This window comes from Haloarcula sp. NS06, from assembly GCF_051122755.1.
Classification (GTDB): Archaea; Halobacteriota; Halobacteria; order Halobacteriales; family Haloarculaceae; genus Haloarcula.
Genome location: NZ_CP184844.1, coordinates 1,693,858 through 1,709,990, shown reverse-complemented (window position 1 = coordinate 1,709,990; position 16,133 = coordinate 1,693,858). Strand labels below are relative to the sequence as shown.

The following is a 16,133-nucleotide window of genomic DNA, read 5'->3' as shown; positions in this document are numbered from 1 at the left end:
CGCGTCAGTCCGGCAAGTAGCGCACGCTGACGACGCCATCTGCCGTCCGAACCTCGACACGATCGACGCCGAGCCTAGCCGCTCGCGAGAGAGTTGCCTCGTCCTCGACGACATCCGTCGCAGCCTCGGCCGTCTCGTCTTCTGGGACCGTGAGGACGTGTACCTCGCCCTCGCCAGCCCGTTCAACCGTCGTTAGCTCGCCAGCGGCCTGTTCAGCCGCGATTTCAGTCGTCTGGGCCGTCGGCGCGAGGTCGACCGTCTCGACCGGAATTGTGCGCCGTTCGGCGACCTCGGTAACGGTGTAGGTGACCTCCATCGGCGGCTCCGGTTCAACTGTCCCCTCTACTACCTCGCCGGCCTCAACGCCGGGATTGTCCGACAGTGTCAACACTTGTGAGTCCGCGACGTTCCGAAGCGTCGCCGACGCATCGTCGGCGTTCGTGACAAGAAATGTCCCTTCGATCGCTGTCATAGACACACATTCGTGACGGGCGTTCTTGCCCGTTTCGACCCGGGAACGGACTGGAGTGTCATCGCAGGGGAGCGGACAACCGCAGGCTTGCGGCGCTACTTCAACAGCCGGTGGGTCAGATATATCGCCAGCGTTGCGAGCAGCGGCGGGACGACGCCAGCAATCGGCGGCAGTGAGTAGAAGAAGCCAACGACAGCGCTCTGTGTCGGCTCGCGAAGCTCCGCCGGAGCAGAAGTTAACAGCGCGAGGTATATTGATCCGATGAATACGAACGCGGAGAGGGCGAGAGCGCGGTCGTAGGCAACAGAGGATTCGGTCCGTCGATGGCGGCGTGCGACGGAGAGTACTGGGGCAAGCAGCGGCGCGACGAGCAACAGTCCAACGAACAGGAAGAAGCTCCGGGAGAAGGTGAACGTCCCGCCGCGGACGCTGCCGGTTTCGGCGAGTTGCGTGATCAGCCCGAAGGTGAATACGAGCGTAATCGCCACGGACAGCAACAGTGCGACCGGGACGTAGGCTTTGAACAGCAACGAATCAGTGGCCCGGAACGCGTACGGGAACGCGCCGGGGAGCCCGTTGTACGGTTCGGGCCGGTCGTCGTCGGCGTCGGCTGTGACGGACTGCTCTGCCGTCGCGTCTGTCATACCTGTGGCTTAGGCGAGCGCGTGGTTAAGCGCGGTGTTGTCCGACCAGTGGTGGCAACGGAGCCACGTCTACTGCCTGCCATGCCGTCCGGGAGTTGTTTGTATCCGCCCGTCGACACTCCCAGTATGCACGTCGATATCGGAGCCGCGCTTGCCAGTGCCGCCGACCCGGGCGTCGAGCGAGCGACGCTTGAGGAACTGGACGAGCGGGTGGCCACGGCCCACGAGCGAATCGAGCAAGGTCGGGACGACGACGAGTTCGGGTACGCGTCGCTGAATCTCCCCGAAACAACTGACGCCGAGGTCATCCGCGATGCCGTCGCGCCGGTCGCCGACGCCGAATCGGTCATCACCGTTGGGATCGGTGGCTCCGCGCTGGGAGCGAAAACCATCACAGAGGCGCTTGCCGACGAGCCGGGCAGTCACGTCGTACTGGACAACGTCGACCCGGAGCACGTCCGGCGGACGCTCGACGGGCTCTCGCTCACTGACACAGCCATCAACGTCGTCTCCCGTTCGGGGACGACGGCAGAGACGCTGGCGAACTTCCTCGTCGTCCGCGAGGCCTACGAGGACCGGGGCGTCGACTGGACCGAGCGCATCGTCGTCACGACGGGCGATTCCGGGCCGCTCCGGGCTCTCGCCGACCAGCACGACCTGCCGACGCTGCCGGTTCCCGAGGGCGTTCCGGGCCGCTTCAGTGCGTTGTCAGCGGTTGGGCTCGTTCCGCCAGCGATTCTTGGCATCGACATCGAGGGGCTGCTTGCCGGCGGTAAAAAGGCGGCTGACGACCTCGCGCCGTCGCTGTATGACTCGCCGGCCTACGCCTACGGCGCAATGGCCTACGCGCTCGAAGAAGCGGGCGCAACGGTCAACGCCGTCATGCCCTACGCCGAGCGGCTGGAGTCCTTCGGCGAATGGTTTGCACAGCTCTGGGCCGAGAGCCTAGGGAAAGACGGCCGGGGACAGACGCCAGCACGAGCGCTAGGCGCGACCGACCAGCACTCCCAGCTCCAGCTGTACCGCGCCGGCCATCGGGACAAGGTCGTCACGTTTGTTCGGCCGCGGGAGCGCGCCGACGTGGCGATTCCCGACCCGGACCACGAGGACCTGTCGTATCTCGCTGGAACTGACCTCGGCGGCCTCATCGACGCCGAGTACGAGGCGACAGTCGCGAGCCTGCCGGCGGCTGACCGGCCGGCCCTGGAAGTCGAGATCGACCGTCTCGACGCCGAAAGCGTCGGGGAACTCCTGTACGCGATGGAGGCAGCCTGCGTCCTGGTCGGTGAACTCGCGGACGTGGAGACGTTCACTCAGCCCGCTGTCGAGTGGGGTAAAAACGCCACGCGAGCGCTCATTCGCGGCGAAGCGACAGACGAGACGGCGGTAATCGACGAACGTGAGCGACTGCGGATCGGTGAAACGGAGTCCCTTTAGGCCGGCGCAACGGACTGCCGATAATGGACGACACTGCCGCGAACTGGGGTGTGCTCGCCGCTGGCCTCGGTCTCGTCGTACTCGTCGCCACAGAAACTGGCGTCGTTGGCTGGATGACACCGACGACGACTGTTGGCCCAGTCACCGCCCGACAGGTCGCCACCGCCGGCTTTGTCGTCGCCGCGCTCGCCTTCTCACTTGTCCGTCACGGCGCACTCGACCACAGACAGGCGGGTCTGGGCGCAGCAGGTGCGGGCATCGTCGCAACCCTCGCGACACTCGTCGCCTTCTTCGGGCCGGAGTTGCGTACTGGCGTCGAGGCCACCGTCGGCACCGCTGTGTATCTCACAGTGCTGGCCGGCGGCGTGACGGTTGCGCTGGGCTGGGCGCTGGCGACCGGCGTACCAAACGACCGGCTGTACACGATTGCCAGAGCGCTCTCGGTCGCAACCGGAATCGGGCTGGCCGGCTTCCTCGTGGGCACGGTGTTCGCCCAGTTCATCGTTCTCGGGGCCGCGGCGGGAGGGCTGGTCAGCGCCGCGGCGCTGGAAGGCGGGACTGTCACCGGCCCCGCGTATGTTACGCTCACTATCGGCCTCGGCGTCGGCTTCGTCGGCTTTGGGGCAGCCGTCGCCAGCCGACTAAACCGGACCTGGACCGATCTGGACCTGCAGCGCCCCAGTCTCCGTGACATCGGCTACAGCGTCGGCGGCGTCGTCATTCTCATGGTCGCGCTGTTTGGCTTCAGTTACCTCATTCAGGCGCTCGGGCTGGAAGCCGCGCGGAGCAGCGTCGAAGAACTGGCCCGCGAGGACCCGTCGTTCCTGCTCGTGATGGTCCCGCTCGCGTTTCTGACTATCGCACCGAGCGAAGAGTTCATTTACCGGAACCTCATCCAGAAGTACCTCTACGATGATTTCGGTGAATTCCAGGCGATTATACTCACCAGCGCCGTCTTCGGCGTCGTCCACTTCGGACAGTACGCCGCCGGCACGCCGACACAGACCGTTCTCTCGCTACTGCTAGTGTTCGTCCTCTCGACGCTGCTGGGCCTGAGCTATCTCAAGACCGAGAACCTGCTCGTGCCCATCTTTATTCACGGGGCGTTCAACGCCATCCAGTTTCTCACATTGTACATCGAGATTACAGGAAATCCGGCAGTCTGAGCCGTCAGACCGTTGTCTGACGGGTGTTTATGCGACCAACGGTTGTATGCGATGGTATGGCTCGGCGGTTCACCATCGTCTGTGATGACGATCAAGCGCGGATTATCGAAACGCTTGCGCGGCGCTACGGCATCACAGAGGAGGAAGTGCTGTCGCAGCTAGCTCGATCTCGGGCTCGAAGCCCGGGACGAACAGACCGTCTAAGCCGGGTTTTTCCGCGAAAGCGAGCTCCCACAGATGGGACAGCGGTCGCGGTTCTCGTCGAACTCGCGGCCACAGCCAGCACACTGGAACAGCCACTCTCGCTGTTCGGAAATCCCCTCGCGGGCGATGACTTCGACCGCCACGTCGAGTTTCTCCGCGACGTTTTGCATCGCGTAGTCGTCCGTGACGAGGCGGCTGTCGAGTTCGAACGCGGCTGCGATCAGCCGGATATCGGTTTCCGAGAGCTCCGCCAGATCGCCGGTCTCACTGGCGGCGCGTTCGATGCGCTCGACAGTGTTGTCCTCGGGAATGTGAAGGTGCATCCCCGAACCTTCGAGGGCGTCGAAGCGATAGGCGGCCTCGTCTTCCAGTTCCTCTCTGACGAGCGGAATCGCCGCTATCTGCTCGTCGGTGTGATACTCGTTGATAAATGCCGAGGAGTCAAGGACGTACATCTAGCGTTTGACGATCATGTGGTCTTTCACCGCCTTGACCCGCTCAACTGGGACAAGCAGGCGGCCCTGATCGCTGTACTCGAAGTTCGTGTTGCGGAGCGACTCCGCGGGGTCAATAACGAGGTTGTGCAACGCGCCCGAGGAGAAGTCCATCGTGATATTGTAGAGACTGCCGATCTCCGCACCGTCAGTCCCCATCACGTCTTTCCCCGACAGGTTTTCTGCGAGTATTGCAGCCATACCCCTTTGTTCCGAACGAGGTTACATAAACGCCACGGGGATGTCTGGCGAGAAACCGATGGTCGCTGACAGCGACGGTCACGGATAGAAACTATGCGTCAGCAACTGTCGATTCACCGGTGGTGCCGTTCTGTGCCCAAGGGCGCACGGTCACAGGAGGCAGCAGTCATAAGCGACAGGCATCCCACGAGTACGCATGGACCGGAACAGGCGTCAGTTTCTCGGCGCGCTCACGGCCGTCGTTACTGGGACTGTCGCGGGCTGCAGTGATGGCGACAGCGGTGAATCATCCCCAAAGGAGACAGCCACCGCTATGCAAACACCGACCCGTACTGCGACAGCAACGCCGACTGATTCAGTGACGACGGCGACAGAAACCGCCACCCCACCCGAAACACCGACACCGACTGAGACTGCCACTCCGACGGAAACGCCGACACCCACTGGAACGCCGGTAGAGGCCGACCAGCAAGTCGCCGTCGGGCCGGAAAGCCTCAGCTTCGACCCGGAAACGTTCGAGGTCTCTGTTGGAAGCACCGTGCTGTGGGTCTGGGAGGCCGGCGGCCACAACGTCAAACCGACCGCAACGCCATCCGGTAGCAACTGGTCCGGGACGCCTGGAGACAACGGGAAGACGTACAGTTCGGGCTACGAATACGCCTACACGTTCGAGGTCCCCGGAGAGTACGAGTACCACTGCGTGCCCCACCAGAGCGTCGGCATGACGGGGTCGTTCACTGTAACCGAGTGACGGCCGCTTAGCCCCACATTCGGTTGCGTGCGTTTGATGACGACGAACTTAACTGCCACCGACGACTCGGTTCTGACAACTTCTGGAGCCATCTATGTCTGACACGGACCCCACAACAGCCACCGACGACACCCTGCGGACGCCCATCGTCGCCGTTCTGGGCCACGTCGACCACGGGAAGACGAGCCTGCTCGACAAGATCCGCGGTTCGGCCGTCACCGCCGGCGAATCGGGTGCGATTACACAGCACATCGGCGCGACAGCCGTCCCGCTTGACGTGATTTCCGAGATCGCGGGAGATCTGGTCGATCCGACAGATTTCGACCTGCCCGGTCTGCTGTTCATCGATACACCTGGCCACCACTCCTTCTCGACGCTCCGCTCCCGAGGTGGCGCACTCGCCGATATCGCCATCCTCGTCGTCGATGTCAACGACGGCTTCCAACCCCAGACGCTGGAGGCCATTGACATCCTCAAGCGAACGCAGACACCGTTTATCGTTGCCGCAAACAAGATCGACACCGTCCCGGGCTGGAACCCCAATGAGGGGCAACCAGTCCAGCAGACGATGGACGCCCAGTCCGACCGCGTGCAGTCCGACCTCAACGAGAAGCTGTACGAAATTATCGGCGAACTCTCGGACAACGGCTTCTCCGCGGATATGTACTGGCGGGTCCAGAACTTCCAAGCCAACATCGGTGTCGTGCCGGTCTCAGCCGAAACCAGCGAGGGTATCCCCGACCTGCTGACGGTGATGATGGGGCTGTCCCAGCGCTACATGAAAGAGGAGATGGAGATCGACACTACCGGCCCCGGTGTCGGGACCGTCCTCGAAGTCAAAGACACCCAGGGATTCGGGACGACGCTCGACGCCATCGTCTACGACGGGACGATCCGTAACGACGATACCATCGTCGTCGGCGGGCTGCAAGGGCCAATTGTCACCGACGTGCGCGCCCTGCTCCGGCCGCGTCCGCTTGAAGAGATCCGGACCGAACAGGAGTTCGAACAGGTCGGCCAAGTTGCCGCCGCCGACGGTGTCAAAATCGCCGCGCCGGACCTCGGCGACGCGATGGCCGGCGCGCCGATCCGCGTCATCCGCGACCGCGACCGCAGCGAGGTCATCGCTGAGGTGGAGGAGGAACTCGCCGAAATCGAGGTGACGACACAGGAGGAAGGGGTCGTCATCAAGGCCGACACGCTCGGATCGCTGGAGGCCCTCTCCAGTACGCTCGAAGAGGAAGAAATCCCAGTGATGCGGGCCGAGGTCGGCGCGGTCGCACCGCGGGATGTGCGAGTCGCCGAAACCGCCGGCGAGCCAACCAATCAGGCGATTCTGGCGTTCAGTGTCGAAGTGCTCGATGACGCGCGGGACCTCGCCGAACAGGAGGACGTGGAACTGTTCGAGGACGACGTCATCTACCAACTCGTCGAGTCCTACGACGACCACGTTACCGCCATCGAGGAAGCCCAGCAGGAACAGATTCTGGAGAACATCACCCGACCTGCGAAGTTCCGGATTCTACAGGACCACACCTTCCGCCAGTCCGACCCGGCCGTCGTCGGCGTCGAGATCCTCTCCGGTGAACTCCGCCGGAACGTCAACGTCATCAGGTGGGACAACGGCGAAGCGAACCGCGTCGGGACCCTCAAAACGATTCAGGACGAGGGCGAAGACGTCGACTCGGCCCGCGCCGGAGAGCGTATGGCCGTCTCTATCCAGGGACCGACCGTCGGCCGCCAGATCGAGGAAGGCGACGACCTCTGGGTCGAGATTCCGGAGAAGCACGCGAAGATTCTGGAACAGGAGCTCAAGGAAGACATCTCCGTCGACGAGCGCGAGGCGCTGTCGATGTATCTGGAGAAACACCGAAACCGCGACCCCTTCTGGGGGAAATAGGCGGTACTCGGTGCGCTGTTTGCGCGAGTAATAATATTTAATTAGGAAGCGTGTCTCCATACAGACACGAATGCCTGGGTCCCTGTCGATGCCTGACCTCGTGCTTGCCAGCATCGCCCTCTCGATGCTACTGGCGTCGCTCGGTGCCGTGGTTACTTCGCTTAGTTTCGTCACGGCGCTGAGTGCCGGCAGCCTCCCGGCGACCGGCTCCATCGGCTACGCGCTGTTTTACAATCCGCCGGTCGCGGACGAACGACGCTCCTGACGGTAGTGTCTCTATCTACCCACCGCTTCGGCTTGAGCGTGTAATAGGATTATTTACAAACGAGTCGTTCCTCGGAACGCCGGTCATATTTCTAACAACGCTTCCCGGGAATTGTTCATCACCACCACTAAGAGATAGTGTCAGAAGTGAATGATATGGCGAGAGAATTTGATAAATTGATTCGAGACAAGATTCCAGAAGTGATCGAGAAAAACGGGGAAACGCCGACAGTCTCGCTCGCAGGCGAAGACGAGTACTCCGAGCGGCTGGTCGATAAGTTAGAAGAAGAGGTGGCAGAGTATCGAGAAAGCCACGAGATCGAGGAACTGGTAGATATTCTTGAAGTAATCCACGCGATTCGAAAAGACAGAGGGGTTACTGGTGAAGAACTACGGGACAAGCGAGCACTGAAGGCCGAACAACGGGGGCGTTTTGATGAGGGGATTGTTCTCGAACGAGTCGACGAGTAGAAAGTCTGTATCACGTTCTGTCTGTGAGCTGAAATACGAGCGTTCTGAAGGCTCTATTTGTCCATCTACAACCACAAAAACAGCGACTGTTACTGCGCGGTCGGCGACGTATCGTCGCCCATCACTTGCTTGACTTGCAGGGCGGCGGAGGCGGCGATGCCCTGCGCGAGGTCGTCGCGCTCAGCAGCGGAGATGCTCGCACTTTCCGGGTCTTCCGGCGTGTAGTCAGCGCTGACGACCGATCCGACCGGGGGCTGGACTGCGATTGTGGCCCGTGGGCCTGTCGTGCTGTTACTGATTTCAGAACCAACGACGAACTCGCCGGGCAGGAGTTCGCGGGTCCGGGCGGCAACGCTTGAGAGATCCTGACGGAGCTCCTCACGCTGTTCTGCGGTCAGCGTCACTTCTTCCGTCTCCCCACCAAACGACGTATTGCCGTACATGAACGTTCTCTGTCTCTATGGGGGGAAGACTAAAAACCCAGGGTCGAGCACAGTTCTGGCCGGAACCGTCGGTGCAACGCCGCTTACACGACGGGGTGGCTCTCGCCGTAGGTGGCGAGAACGACAGCACTGGCGTACTCGGCGTCGTCGGACGCTGACTCGACGTAGACATTCTCCTCGACGAACTCCCAGTCCCGCAGGTCCCGACCGGCGGCTAGCCCCTCACGGATTTCCATCCTGACCGCGTCCTCGCTGGTGCCGTCGACCTCGTAGAAGATGCCCGGCCCGTCCTCGCTGCGTGCCCAGCCGATGCCCGCCGCGCCGCGTTCACCCGGTGCGACGGTCGCCGAGGACTGGACGACCTCCAGCGCTTCGCCGGGCGGCCCTAGGTCTGGCGCTGTCTCCACTACCTCAATAGTTGGCTCAGCAGGAATGACAGACGACAGCGAGATGAGATTATAGTTGTGGACGCCTGCCTCGGCGAGTGCCGCGTCGTACGCAGCCAGCTCGGTCGGGCCGGTCGCGGTCCCCCATACGACCCGGATGGTACTCATAGGCGACAGTCGACGGTCTGTGGGGTAAGGGGTTTCGTTTCGCTACGCCGGAACGAGCCTGTAGCACATCCCCGGTCGGTTCCAGTCACCGTCGACTGCACGCTCGGCGTAGTAGATGCCGTCGGCAGTCACCAGCGGCGCACTCGTCACGTGGCCGCGGCTCTCGATGGACCACGCCACTGCACCCGAGTCCCGCTCCAATGCGTACAACCGCCCGTCGTAGGACCCGACGAGTACGTGCTCCCGGGTAGCGACGACACTCCCAATAATCCACCCGCCGGTGTCGTACCGCCACTGCTCCGCGCCGCTGACGAGATCGATTGCGTACACCCTGTCGTCGTGGCTGCCGACGTAGACGGTGCCGTCGTGGACTGCCGGCGTGCACATCACGTCAGCGTCGGCCTCGAAGGTCCACAGTTCCGAACCATCGGTCACGTCGACAGCGGTGACTGTCTCAGCCCACGACGGCACAATGGCTGTCCCGTCGGCGACGGCGATGGGAGCTTTCACGTCGCCGCCAGTGTCGTAGCGCCAGGCTTGCTCAAAACCCGGAAACGACCACGCGTAGCAGTAGCCGTCATTGGAGCCAAACAACAATCGGCCGTGTTCGCGGTCCAGCGCCACCGTCGAGTGTGGGTGGTCGGTCGGCCGGCTGTCGCGCCACTGCACGTCGCCGGTCGCGGCGCTGACAGCGACGACGCTGCCGCTCGGAGCCGCGTGCTCGACAGCGACGTACAGCGACCCGTTGTAGTACGTCGGACTTGCACCGATTGCATCGCCCAGCTCCGTCCGCCAGCGCCGCCGGCCGGTTTCGAGATCCAGTGCCGACAGCGCACCGTCGTAGGCCCCGATGTAGACAGTGTCGTTGGCGATGGCCGGCGTGCCGTGGCTCCCGCGCGTCGCCTGCGTGATCGTCGTCGACCACTGAACCTCGCCATCCGGTGCGATGGCTCGTACGCGGCCGGTATCGTCAGCCAGAATCAGGTCGCCAGTCGGTGCCATCGCAGGGCTGCCTTTCGCCGCGGTGTGCTCCCCGCGGTTCGCTGGGAGTTCCCAAGCCCGCTCAACAGCATCCGGAACTGATACGTCCTGATATCCCTGGTTCAGGAGCCCCTGCCGGAACTGCGTGGCGGCGTGTTCATCAAGCGCCGTCGATGCGAGCGGATTGAACTGCGATTGACACCCCGCGACCGCACCGACTGTCGTCGCTGCGAGCGTCCGCAAGAATGCCCGCCGCGTCCGTCCGCGCTCTGTCACGGACACCGATACCGGACGGGGTGGCTTAAATCGCGCGGGGTCATGTGGGTCACAGTCGATCTTCGGGCGTCTCAATGCCGAACCGAATGACGGAAGTCCGATTCAGTCGGTTGCCGGGTCTGCACGGTTCGGTGAACGGATCGTTCAAAACATGCCTGAATTCAGACTTGTGAGCGAAATCAATCACGCAAAATAGCAAGTGAGAATATATAAATATTCCAACCACAGCGAATCCAACTTCTCAAAACCCATTTTAGCGACTAAAACAGCCATTTAAAGGCTTATGGTATCTGTTACGATATTAATCTTCATTTTTAATTACCCCCATAATTTATAATCTATGGCTGTCTCGTGAGCGATTGCATGCAGAAGAATTCAAAACGCACTCGTCGAACGTTCATCAAAAGTGCCGGTGTCATCGGGACAGCGGCACTCGCTGGCTGCAGTGGCGGCTCCGATTCGAGCACGGAAGACGGATCCGGCGGCGAAAGCTCCGACGGTGCCACGACCGGCACCGGTTCGGAGACGATGGCAGACGAAATCGTGTTTTACAACGCCGGGTCGCTGGAGTTCGATCCCGGAACGGAAGCCAACATCGAGCGGTTCGAAGAGGAGACAGGCATCTCTGTGGAAGTCAATGAGGTCCCGTGGAGTAACCTCAAGACCAGTCTGACGACGATCTGGCGGAACCAGGACAGTACCGTCGACGCCTTCAACGGGCCGACCTGGTGGCTGGCTGACTTCGTCAGTTCCGACTGGCTCGAACCGATCGGCCTCGGAAGCGACCACATGAGCAAGTTCCCCGACTCACTGAACGAGCTCGTTCAGTTCGACGGCCAGACGTACATGGCCCCCGAGTTCGGGAAGTGGGGGAGCTACCTCTACGACCAGCAGTACCTGAACGACCAGGGCTTCGATGCGCCGCCGGACACGTGGGACGAGGTTCTGAGTCAGGGCGAACAGCTCTCACAGGGCGACAAGTCCGGGTTCGCGTTCACCTGGTCCGGCAAGTCCGTGTTCAGTTTCAAGCAGTTCCTCTACCAGGCCGGCGGCCGGCTGTTCAACGACAGCTACGAGCCGGTGTTTGTCGAGGAAGGCAAAGAGGTACTGGAGTTCTTCAATGGGCTCCGCGAGCGGGGCATCATCCCAGACGGGATGTCCAGCCTCGGCGAGGGTGGTGTCGGTGACAACTTCATCGCCGGCCAGTACGCGACCGTTGAATCCTGGACGCCGCTCGGATCCCGTGCCATCGACGAATGGGACGAGGGCCGAATCGAGAGCGCTAAGCCGCCGAAGGGGCCGGAGAGCCGCGCGACTTTCCAAGACACGAATGGTATCAGCGTTTCAGCGTTCTCCGAACGGAAGGGCGCAGCCAAGGAGTTCGCCCGCTTCATGACGACCCGGGCGTCGTCCAAGAACAACATGCTCGTCGAGGGGAACCCGGCTGTTGTTCCGGAGGTGTACGAAGACGACGAGGTCCAAAGCGAGTACCCCTCCTGGCTGCTCGAGGATATGCGGTTCAACCTCGAGAACGCGAAAAGCGAGACGTACATGGCCCAGCCACAGGTCGACGACTATCTTAACGAACAACTCACGCCGGCACTGCTGGGTAACAAAGACCCTGAGGCAGCACTCAGCGATGCCTACGACAACATCGAGCGCCTCTACCAGGACATCGGCCTGCTCTGAGTGACGCGGTTCAAGATCTATATATTATGTCAATCGAAAAGAGCCCACTGCGTCGCAAACTCGACAAGCTATTTGTCCCGCTAACTGTCGGGCCAACGCTCCTGTGGATCGCTGCGATAATCGTCTATCCGACCGCGAAGTTGCTTGTCAGTAGCTTCCAGTTCCGTAACCCGGTGACAAACGAAATGGAGTTCGTCGGTCTGCGGAACTTCCAGCGGTTGATCTTCGCACGAGAGGGGGGCAATGCCGCACTCGGCATATTCAATCCCAGTTTCGTTTCAATCACGACGAATACAGTCATCTACGTCGGCTTCAGCGTCTCCATCTCGTTCCTGCTTGGCCTCGGTATCGCGCTGTTGCTTGATAAAGACCTGAAAGGACGGGGCTGGTTCAGAACGGCGGTCATCGTCCCGTGGATTCTCCCATACGTGATGAGCGGGCTGATGTGGCGCTGGATGTTCCAGTCCGACTTCGGCGCGATTAACGGCGCGCTCCAGCGACTCGGTATCATCTCCGGGAATATCCCGTTCCTCTCGGACGGCGCACTCGCCATGATGGCGCTCATTATCGCCGACGTCTGGGTATTCACACCGTTCATTATCATCATCCTGCTTGCGGGTCTGCAAAACGTCCCCGAGCAGCTGTACGATGCCGCCGAGGTCGACGGCGCGAGTCGGTGGTCCCGGTTCTGGAACGTCACGTATCCGTTCCTGAAACCGTCGATACTGGTCGCGCTGACCATCCGTATCATCTTCGACATCCGGGCACTGGATCTGGTCTGGGTGATGACCCAGGGCGGCCCCGGGAAGTCGACTGAGGTGTGGGCCTCCTGGCTGTACCGGACTGCACAGGTGTTCAACGAACCCGGGTCCGGCGCTGCACTCGGAGTCGTCCTGCTGGCCGTGACCTTCGCTATCGTGGCCAGTCTGTACAAGATATTCGGCGAATCACCCTACCAAGCATGAGCACGAAGAAATCACCACTCAACCGACTGCGTCGGTCGCTGGGACTAGATACACAGAACGAGTGGCCGTCCGTCGCCCGCGAGCGACTGCTGGCTTACGGACTGCTCGCCGTATACGTCCTGATCATCTGGTTCCCGATCTACTACATCTTCGTTACGAGCATCAAACCATCGAGCGAAGTGCTGTCGCTGCCGATCACGTTCCTTCCACAGAGCCCGACGACACAGAACTACGTGGACATCTTCACGAACAGACCATTCGACAACTACACAATCAACAGCATGATCGTCGCGACGACGACGACGCTCATCTGTATCACTCTGGGAACGGTGACCGGCTACAGTTTCTCCCGGTTTGACTTCATGGGGAACAAGTCGCTGCTGCTATCGATCGTCGGTGCGCGGATGATTCCCCCCATCGCGCTCATCGTCCCGTTCTTCCAGATCATGTCGAACCCGCCGCTCATCGGCGGGTTCACCGGGAGCCTGTACGACACGCGTCTCGCGCTTATCCTCACGTACACGTTCTTCAATCTCCCCTTCGCCGTCTGGATCATGAAGAACTACTTCGACGGCATCCCCGAATCGTTGGACGAACAGGCCCGAATCGACGGTTGTTCCCGCTGGGAGGCCTTCGTCAAAATAATCCTGCCGATGGCGAAGCCGGGCATCGCGGCTACCGCTATCCTCGCGTTCATCTTCTCGTGGAACGAGTTCGTCTTCGCGCTCGTTCTCACGTCCTCTGAACAGGCCCAGACGCTACCGATCGCCGTCTCGCTGTTCGTGGCTGACGACTTCGTCGACTGGGCACATCTGGCAGCCGGCGGGATGATCGCCGCGTTACCCGGCATCCTGTTCGGCCTGTTCTTCCAGCAGTACATCGTAAGCGGACTCACACAAGGAGCAGTCAAGGAGTAACTAATTATGGCACACGTAGAACTCACCGACCTCGTAAAGGAATTCGACGACGTTACCGCAGTTGATGGTATCTCGCTGGACATCCCCGATGAAAGTTTCACCGTCCTTGTCGGCCCGTCAGGGTGTGGCAAAACCACGACTCTGCGCCTCATCGCAGGACTCGAACGAGCGACCGGCGGTGAAATCCGCATCGGCGAGGACATCGTTAACGACGCTCGTGCGTACGAGCGCGACATCGCGATGGTGTTCCAGAACTACGCGCTGTATCCCCACAAGACAGTGCGGGACAATATGCGATTCGGGCTGGAGCAACACGACACGGACGAGGAGATAATTACCGAGCGAGTCCAGGAGACTGCGGAACTGCTACAGATAGAGGAGCTACTGGACCGCCGGCCGTCGGAGCTGTCCGGCGGACAGCAACAGCGGGTCGCACTCGGCCGCGCAATCGTCCGCGACCCGGCGGTGTTCCTGATGGACGAGCCGCTGTCGAACTTAGACGCGAAGCTCCGGGTCCAGATGCGCGCCGAACTGAACAAACTCCACGAGGAACTCTCGACGACGACCGTCTACGTCACCCACGACCAAGTCGAGGCGATGACGCTGGCTGACCAGATCGCGGTGATGGACAACGGACAGATACAGCAAGTCGGCGAACCGACGCACGTGTACTCGAATCCGCGGAACATGTTTGTGGCCGGCTTCCTCGGCTCGCCATCGATGAACTTCCTCGAAGGCACGCTCGAAGAGTCCACCGCCGGCAAGTTCGAACTAGACCTCGGCGGCGTAATCCACAACGTCCCCGACGAGTTCACCGACGCGCTCGAGCCGTATCTCGGAGACCGCGTGACGCTGGGCATCCGCCCGGAGAACATTGCGCTCAATCAGGACGGTGTTCCGGCGAATGTCCATCCGGCGACGGTAGAGGTCGTCGAACCGCAGGGCGAGAAGACAGTCCTCGAACTCGAACTCGACACCGGCCAGAGCATCAAGGCCGCAGTCGACCCCGACACGACGGTCGAGATGGGTGATGCGGTGAACCTCCGGTTCGACAGGGACTCGCTCCAGTACTTCGACCCGGCCACGGGCAAATCGCTCACGTACGATGCGAAGATCGAACGACAGGCGACGATCTGACGATGCCGACGGAAATCACCGACAGGATGACGCCTGCCGGCCTGCTCGCGTTCGGAGCCGCATTCGGACTGGCGGGCCTCGCGGCGGTCAATTACGCGACCGGCGTGTACGGCGGTGCAATCGTCAGCAGTGTCGGGACGGTCGTCGCGACGCTGTTCGGTGTTTTCAGCGATTAGTACCGGGAGAGAGTTTTTCATGAACGTCTACATACTGCATGATATACCCCTGAACGCCATCGAGCAATCTCGCAAATCACTAGACTGCGACGCCGGCCCTGAGAACGGGGCCGATTCTATCGAGAGTGATGACACCAACTAGAATACATCAGTCGGAGGCCGTACTCACTCGTAGGGTCCGGGCCTGCTGTACTAGAATATGATACCTGATGAACGACGGAAGGAAATCGTTCGACAAGTAAACAAGTCGGATCGAGTCACGGTCGAAGAGCTCACCGAAGAGTTCGGCGTCTCCGAAGCGACAATCCGGCGAGACCTATCGTCACTCGCGGAAGACGGACTTATCGAACGGTTTCACGGCGGTGCCCTCCCAGCGTCGAAGGAAGCGACCAACGGGTCCGGCACGACCGATGACATCGACAACCCGAGCGGCAAGCAGGCAATCGCCGAGCGGGCTGTTGACGAACTGAGCGACGGCGACGCCGTCTTCTTCGATACGGGACCGACGGCGCGCGAAGTAGCGAAAGCTATCCCGGAACAGCTATCGCTGCTCGCCGCGACAAACTCACCGGAAAGCGCGTTTGAACTCCGCGAAACCTGCGGCGAAGTCAAGGTTGTCGGTGACTCGCTGCGCCAGACATCGGACGCGCTCGTCGGACCCAGCGCCGAGTCGTATCTCCGGAAGACGAACTTCGATATCGTGTTTCTCGAAACCGACGCGGTCCAGAGCGATGGCGGTCTCTCGGTCTCGAACGAAGACGAAGCACGCATCAAAACACTGCTCTGTGAAGGCGGTCGACACGTCATCCTCGTGGCTGACGGGAGCAAGCTGGACAGTCAGAGCTTCCGCGAGTTCGCGACTGTCGATGACATTGATATGTTCATCACGGACGTGTCGCTGAGCGACGAAATGCGGACAGTGTTCGAGCAGGCGAACGTCACGGTGGTGGACAATTTACTGGCCGTTCCGTGAGTTCATAACTGGCTAAAA

Annotated in this window: 20 protein-coding genes and 1 pseudogene; 14 read left to right on the top strand and 7 right to left on the bottom strand. The window is 61.3% G+C overall.

Features of this window, described 5'->3' with window-relative positions; translation table 11 throughout:
* Positions 1-4 precede the first annotated feature (4 nt).
* Both ACODNH_RS12650 and ACODNH_RS12645 read right to left on the bottom strand, forming a co-directional pair.
* The gene (locus ACODNH_RS12650) at positions 5-472 is read right to left on the bottom strand and encodes a DUF5812 family protein (RefSeq protein ID WP_306704633.1); all 468 of its coding nucleotides are present in this window, start codon (positions 470-472) and stop codon (positions 5-7) included.
* Positions 473-567: 95 nt separating this feature from the next.
* Positions 568-1,116, bottom strand: coding sequence for a hypothetical protein (locus tag ACODNH_RS12645; protein WP_306704631.1), 549 nt, complete (start codon positions 1,114-1,116; stop codon positions 568-570).
* Positions 1,117-1,242: 126 nt separating this feature from the next.
* On the opposite strand from ACODNH_RS12645, the gene ACODNH_RS12640 reads away from it, so the two are divergent.
* From ACODNH_RS12640 to ACODNH_RS12630, 3 genes and pseudogenes are all read left to right on the top strand, one after another.
* Positions 1,243-2,553, top strand: coding sequence for a glucose-6-phosphate isomerase (locus ACODNH_RS12640; RefSeq protein ID WP_306704629.1), 1,311 nt, complete (start codon positions 1,243-1,245; stop codon positions 2,551-2,553).
* Positions 2,554-2,576: 23 nt separating this feature from the next.
* Positions 2,577-3,719, top strand: coding sequence for a CPBP family intramembrane glutamic endopeptidase (locus ACODNH_RS12635; RefSeq protein WP_306704627.1), 1,143 nt, complete (start codon positions 2,577-2,579; stop codon positions 3,717-3,719).
* Positions 3,720-3,775: 56 nt separating this feature from the next.
* Positions 3,776-3,923 (top strand): annotated as a pseudogene (locus ACODNH_RS12630) (CopG family transcriptional regulator).
* Here the strand turns inward: ACODNH_RS12630 and ACODNH_RS12625 are convergent.
* Positions 3,920-4,378: an NOB1 family endonuclease gene (locus ACODNH_RS12625; protein ID WP_434530376.1), complete on the bottom strand. Its 459-nt coding sequence runs from the start codon at positions 4,376-4,378 to the stop codon at positions 3,920-3,922. The pseudogene ACODNH_RS12630 and the gene ACODNH_RS12625 overlap by 4 nt on opposite strands.
* Entirely contained in the window at positions 4,379-4,618 is a 240-nt protein-coding gene (locus ACODNH_RS12620; RefSeq protein ID WP_004518435.1) for a PRC-barrel domain-containing protein, read from the bottom strand.
* Between the two features lie 196 nt (positions 4,619-4,814).
* Between ACODNH_RS12620 and ACODNH_RS12615 the strand changes: the two genes are divergently transcribed.
* From ACODNH_RS12615 to ACODNH_RS12600, 4 genes are all read left to right on the top strand, one after another.
* Complete coding sequence (locus tag ACODNH_RS12615) at positions 4,815-5,369, top strand: plastocyanin/azurin family copper-binding protein (RefSeq protein WP_306704620.1); 555 nt, start codon at positions 4,815-4,817, stop codon at positions 5,367-5,369.
* Between the two features lie 94 nt (positions 5,370-5,463).
* On the top strand, positions 5,464-7,269 hold the full coding sequence (gene infB / locus ACODNH_RS12610; RefSeq protein ID WP_306704618.1) for a translation initiation factor IF-2: 1,806 nt from the start codon (positions 5,464-5,466) through the stop codon (positions 7,267-7,269).
* Between the two features lie 70 nt (positions 7,270-7,339).
* Positions 7,340-7,534 carry a hypothetical protein gene (locus ACODNH_RS12605; protein WP_434530375.1) on the top strand — a complete coding sequence of 65 codons (195 nt, stop codon included), beginning with the start codon at positions 7,340-7,342 and terminating at the stop codon, positions 7,532-7,534.
* 155 nt (positions 7,535-7,689) lie between these two features.
* On the top strand, positions 7,690-8,004 hold the full coding sequence (locus tag ACODNH_RS12600; RefSeq protein WP_434530374.1) for a nucleoside triphosphate pyrophosphohydrolase: 315 nt from the start codon (positions 7,690-7,692) through the stop codon (positions 8,002-8,004).
* Positions 8,005-8,093: 89 nt separating this feature from the next.
* On the opposite strand, the gene ACODNH_RS12595 is transcribed toward ACODNH_RS12600, so the two are convergent.
* The 3 genes from ACODNH_RS12595 to ACODNH_RS12585 form a co-directional block, all read right to left on the bottom strand.
* Entirely contained in the window at positions 8,094-8,447 is a 354-nt protein-coding gene (locus ACODNH_RS12595) for a DUF5811 family protein (RefSeq protein ID WP_058992812.1), read from the bottom strand.
* Between the two features lie 83 nt (positions 8,448-8,530).
* Positions 8,531-9,001, bottom strand: coding sequence for a pyruvoyl-dependent arginine decarboxylase (locus tag ACODNH_RS12590; RefSeq protein WP_434530373.1), 471 nt, complete (start codon positions 8,999-9,001; stop codon positions 8,531-8,533).
* Positions 9,002-9,043: 42 nt separating this feature from the next.
* A complete protein-coding gene (locus ACODNH_RS12585) occupies positions 9,044-10,258 on the bottom strand; it encodes a PQQ-binding-like beta-propeller repeat protein (protein ID WP_434530372.1) in 1,215 nt (404 codons plus the stop codon).
* 363 nt (positions 10,259-10,621) lie between these two features.
* On the opposite strand from ACODNH_RS12585, the gene ACODNH_RS12580 reads away from it, so the two are divergent.
* Genes ACODNH_RS12580 through glpR form a run of 7 tightly spaced genes read left to right on the top strand, consistent with a single transcriptional unit; the run spans position 10,622 to position 16,115 of the window.
* Positions 10,622-11,947: a sugar ABC transporter substrate-binding protein gene (locus ACODNH_RS12580; RefSeq protein ID WP_434530371.1), complete on the top strand. Its 1,326-nt coding sequence runs from the start codon at positions 10,622-10,624 to the stop codon at positions 11,945-11,947.
* Positions 11,948-11,973: 26 nt separating this feature from the next.
* Positions 11,974-12,912 carry a carbohydrate ABC transporter permease gene (locus tag ACODNH_RS12575; RefSeq protein WP_306704613.1) on the top strand — a complete coding sequence of 313 codons (939 nt, stop codon included), beginning with the start codon at positions 11,974-11,976 and terminating at the stop codon, positions 12,910-12,912.
* Entirely contained in the window at positions 12,909-13,829 is a 921-nt protein-coding gene (locus ACODNH_RS12570; protein WP_306704612.1) for a carbohydrate ABC transporter permease, read from the top strand. The genes ACODNH_RS12575 and ACODNH_RS12570 overlap by 4 nt, the downstream gene beginning before the upstream one ends.
* A 6-nt stretch (positions 13,830-13,835) precedes the next feature.
* Positions 13,836-14,966 carry an ABC transporter ATP-binding protein gene (locus tag ACODNH_RS12565; protein WP_306704611.1) on the top strand — a complete coding sequence of 377 codons (1,131 nt, stop codon included), beginning with the start codon at positions 13,836-13,838 and terminating at the stop codon, positions 14,964-14,966.
* Positions 14,967-14,968: 2 nt separating this feature from the next.
* Positions 14,969-15,142 (top strand): hypothetical protein, encoded by a 174-nt coding sequence (locus tag ACODNH_RS12560; protein WP_306704610.1) that lies wholly within the window; start codon positions 14,969-14,971, stop codon positions 15,140-15,142.
* Between the two features lie 19 nt (positions 15,143-15,161).
* Positions 15,162-15,284 (top strand): hypothetical protein, encoded by a 123-nt coding sequence (locus tag ACODNH_RS12555; protein ID WP_306704609.1) that lies wholly within the window; start codon positions 15,162-15,164, stop codon positions 15,282-15,284.
* A gap of 57 nt (positions 15,285-15,341) precedes the next feature.
* Positions 15,342-16,115: an HTH-type transcriptional regulator GlpR gene (gene glpR, locus ACODNH_RS12550; protein ID WP_434530370.1), complete on the top strand. Its 774-nt coding sequence runs from the start codon at positions 15,342-15,344 to the stop codon at positions 16,113-16,115.
* The last annotated feature ends 18 nt before the right edge of the window (positions 16,116-16,133 follow it).

Coding starts and splice junctions, on each gene's coding strand:
- ACODNH_RS12650 (WP_306704633.1), bottom strand. CDS start 472: ATGACAGCGATCGAAGGGACATTTCTTGTCACGAACGCCGACGATGCG.
- ACODNH_RS12645 (WP_306704631.1), bottom strand. CDS start 1,116: ATGACAGACGCGACGGCAGAGCAGTCCGTCACAGCCGACGCCGACGAC.
- ACODNH_RS12640 (WP_306704629.1), top strand. CDS start 1,243: ATGCACGTCGATATCGGAGCCGCGCTTGCCAGTGCCGCCGACCCGGGC.
- ACODNH_RS12635 (WP_306704627.1), top strand. CDS start 2,577: ATGGACGACACTGCCGCGAACTGGGGTGTGCTCGCCGCTGGCCTCGGT.
- ACODNH_RS12625 (WP_434530376.1), bottom strand. CDS start 4,378: ATGTACGTCCTTGACTCCTCGGCATTTATCAACGAGTATCACACCGAC.
- ACODNH_RS12620 (WP_004518435.1), bottom strand. CDS start 4,618: ATGGCTGCAATACTCGCAGAAAACCTGTCGGGGAAAGACGTGATGGGG.
- ACODNH_RS12615 (WP_306704620.1), top strand. CDS start 4,815: ATGGACCGGAACAGGCGTCAGTTTCTCGGCGCGCTCACGGCCGTCGTT.
- infB (WP_306704618.1), top strand. CDS start 5,464: ATGTCTGACACGGACCCCACAACAGCCACCGACGACACCCTGCGGACG.
- ACODNH_RS12605 (WP_434530375.1), top strand. CDS start 7,340: ATGCCTGGGTCCCTGTCGATGCCTGACCTCGTGCTTGCCAGCATCGCC.
- ACODNH_RS12600 (WP_434530374.1), top strand. CDS start 7,690: ATGGCGAGAGAATTTGATAAATTGATTCGAGACAAGATTCCAGAAGTG.
- ACODNH_RS12595 (WP_058992812.1), bottom strand. CDS start 8,447: ATGTACGGCAATACGTCGTTTGGTGGGGAGACGGAAGAAGTGACGCTG.
- ACODNH_RS12590 (WP_434530373.1), bottom strand. CDS start 9,001: ATGAGTACCATCCGGGTCGTATGGGGGACCGCGACCGGCCCGACCGAG.
- ACODNH_RS12580 (WP_434530371.1), top strand. CDS start 10,622: ATGCAGAAGAATTCAAAACGCACTCGTCGAACGTTCATCAAAAGTGCC.
- ACODNH_RS12575 (WP_306704613.1), top strand. CDS start 11,974: ATGTCAATCGAAAAGAGCCCACTGCGTCGCAAACTCGACAAGCTATTT.
- ACODNH_RS12570 (WP_306704612.1), top strand. CDS start 12,909: ATGAGCACGAAGAAATCACCACTCAACCGACTGCGTCGGTCGCTGGGA.
- ACODNH_RS12565 (WP_306704611.1), top strand. CDS start 13,836: ATGGCACACGTAGAACTCACCGACCTCGTAAAGGAATTCGACGACGTT.
- ACODNH_RS12560 (WP_306704610.1), top strand. CDS start 14,969: ATGCCGACGGAAATCACCGACAGGATGACGCCTGCCGGCCTGCTCGCG.
- ACODNH_RS12555 (WP_306704609.1), top strand. CDS start 15,162: ATGAACGTCTACATACTGCATGATATACCCCTGAACGCCATCGAGCAA.
- glpR (WP_434530370.1), top strand. CDS start 15,342: ATGATACCTGATGAACGACGGAAGGAAATCGTTCGACAAGTAAACAAG.